This is a genomic window from Syntrophorhabdaceae bacterium, assembly GCA_028698615.1.
Classification (GTDB): Bacteria; Desulfobacterota; Syntrophorhabdia; order Syntrophorhabdales; family Syntrophorhabdaceae; genus Delta-02.
Genome location: JAQVWF010000117.1, coordinates 1 through 2,887, shown reverse-complemented (window position 1 = coordinate 2,887; position 2,887 = coordinate 1). Strand labels below are relative to the sequence as shown.

The following is a 2,887-nucleotide window of genomic DNA, read 5'->3' as shown; positions in this document are numbered from 1 at the left end:
AAAAACAATTTATACATTTTCCACTTCCCAAAAATATTCGCTCAATTTTATCCCCATCTTTTGTTTATGTTGATGTTAAGACATCTAACTATATTTAAGTTTTTGGATTACGAATATAAATTCATAAGTATTTCCTGGTTACTAATGTATTTATATGCCTATAGCCATATTATTTTAGGGAGTTTAAATGATAAGTATAGTCTCAAAGAACAGAGAATTATTGTCTATTTTTTATACTTTTCTTAAGATATCGGGACTTACCATTGGAGGGGGATACGCAATGGTACCAGCTATTGAGAGAAACCTGATTAATAAAAAACTAATAACTGAAAAAGAGTTTTTTAATATACTTTCAATCGCACAGTCTATGCCCGGTCCAATAGCATTCAATTTATCAATACTATTGGGTAAAAAACTAAGGGGGTTTTGGGGTGCAGTATTTGCATCATTTGGGGTTATCATTCCTCCATTTTTTGGAATAATAATAGTTGCTAGTTTAATACAAGCCAATTCTGGCAGTGTTTATGTGGCCAAATTTTTGAATGGGTGTTATATAGCAACTGTTGGATTGACTTCATACGTGCTTTATAAAATAATGAAAAATATCAATTATAACAAAATTACTATCCCTCTTTTTTTATTTGGTGTATTGTTTATTATTCTAAATAAAAACTTGACATTTTTTGTATTTCTTTTTTTAGTTTTTATTAATTATTTTTATGAAAAGGGAGGGATTGATTGCTAAACATTCTATTTATTTTCTTCTACATTGGTTCAATATCTTTCGGGGGTGGGTGGGCTGTTGTTGGATTGATTAAGGATATAATGATTGGCCAAAATTATTTAAATTTTCCAGAATTTAAAGAAATTTTAACTGCGGCACAATTAACACCGGGGCCAATCGCAGTCAATATGGCAACTTATGTTGGATATAAATACTATGGTTTTATCGGAGCTATATTAACCACATTTTTTTTGCTTTTACCCCCGATAATAATCATGGCTAGTTACTTAACGTTAAAGAAATCAATAAAATTAAAAAAAGAATATTTTATTAATTCTCTAGCTCTTGGAACCGCGGTACTTGTTTTTATAACATTATATTCCTTAGGAGTTCAATTTATATTAAATCTTGATATAAAGGCGGTAATACTAGCATTAGCAATATTTATTTTACTTGTTAAAACTAGAATAGACCCAATCTTTTTTATAATTGGATCAGGATTCATAGCAATTTTAGTGTTGTGATGATTAGTAGTTAGATTTATAAATTATGAATAAATATTCATATTGAAGATATCATAAAAACGAAGTGTATTATTATGGATAATAGGAAGTTTAAGTGTTATGACTGCAACTACGAGTGGGATTTACCTCACGGGACTGGAAAAATGGGCATTAACTTGAACTGCCCTAAATGTAACAGTTCGAATGTACACAGAGTCAACGGTGGTAGGTATGGAAACAGAACTGGATTTTGTAGATCAAATAATCCAAATTTAGACAATAACAAAAATTAAATAACAATATTTTTCTTGAAACGGATAAGATATTATGAAAGTAACAATACCTACTGGTTTTATTTTGGAAATAGAAGATGAAGTATTCTCTCATCTTTTGGCAAAGTATCAACATTTTGGGAGAAATCAACTCCGTCAGACATACAACGTTGAAATTAATTGAAAATATTTTAGTTAAATAGAATATTAGGGGATATAAATGGAATCAAATCTCAAAGAGCACTTGAAAGTTCAAAAAATGAATATTGATGAAAGAATGTCAAAAATAGGAAAAAAAATTGCAGTTGGAAGTGGTAAAGGGGGAGTGGGGAAATCCGTTGTAACTTCTCTTATTGCTTCTTACCTTGCAAAACAAGGAAAAACAGTAGGTATACTAGATCTCGATATAACTGGTCCAAGTATACCCATGATGTTTGGAATAGATGAAAAACCAATTGGAGGCAGTTCTGGAATAATACCTGTTGTTTCTAAAAGTGGCATTAAGATTATGTCAATGAGTCTTTTTCTACCAAATAACGAAGACGCCGTTATTTGGAGAGGATTAAGAATAAGTGGAGCTGTATCACAATTTCTTGCAGATGTTTTATGGGAAGATATCGATTATTTGTTATTTGATTTACCCCCTGGAACTAGTGATGTTCAACTTACCTTAATGCAAAGTATTAAACTTGATGGATTTGTAGTTGTAACCTCTCCTCAAATTTTAGCTTCAACAATAGTGAAAAAAGCAGTTTCCATGGCAGAAGAGTTGAATGTTAAAGTATTGGGCGTAGTTGAAAATATGGCATATGCATCATGCCCCACATGTGGAAAAAAAATTGATCTATTCGGAAATGGGGAAAACTCTAAGATGGGAATTCCAGAAATAGGCAGTATACCAGTAGATCCCGAGATATCTAGACTATGTGATGATGGTAAAATCGAGAATTATCAAATAGATCTTGATAAAATCTATCAGATTATAGAGAATATTTAAGGCATATACACATTTTTCTAATTAGAATGCCCCTATAAAATTAAATACCGGGATATTTTTATTTATTTTTGTATTTTGTCTAATACTTATTGATTTATTCATTTTAACTTCTTTTTATTAAATATAATATTATTAATAAAATTTATAATTAAAATAAAATTAGAGTTTGTTGTTAGTTTGGCATATCAAATAAATATTCTAAATAGAAACACTTAAATATTATTTGTATGAGGTATCTCTGAAGTCCGTTTAATGGACTTTAAAAATCTTGGACATGATATCCTGTTTTTGGATATCAAAAAAAGGAGGAATACTATATGCCAAAATATAGCGATAAAATAGATTTGTATTCTGACAGGGGTAAACTCATTGAGAGTGGAGTCCCGTTGGA

At 30.0% G+C, this 2,887-nt stretch carries 3 protein-coding genes; all 3 read left to right on the top strand.

The window, feature by feature from the left end:
* Positions 1–187: 187 nt before the first annotated feature.
* The 3 genes from PHC90_14990 to PHC90_14980 all read left to right on the top strand — a co-directional run bounded on the left by PHC90_14990 (position 188) and on the right by PHC90_14980 (position 2,496).
* A complete protein-coding gene (locus tag PHC90_14990; protein ID MDD3847653.1) occupies positions 188–745 on the top strand; it encodes a chromate transporter in 558 nt (185 codons plus the stop codon).
* Entirely contained in the window at positions 739–1,248 is a 510-nt protein-coding gene (locus tag PHC90_14985; GenBank protein ID MDD3847652.1) for a chromate transporter, read from the top strand. Before PHC90_14990 ends, PHC90_14985 begins: the two co-directional genes overlap by 7 nt.
* Before the next feature lie 471 nt (positions 1,249–1,719).
* The gene (locus tag PHC90_14980; protein ID MDD3847651.1) at positions 1,720–2,496 is read left to right on the top strand and encodes a P-loop NTPase; all 777 of its coding nucleotides are present in this window, start codon (positions 1,720–1,722) and stop codon (positions 2,494–2,496) included.
* Positions 2,497–2,887 lie beyond the last annotated feature (391 nt).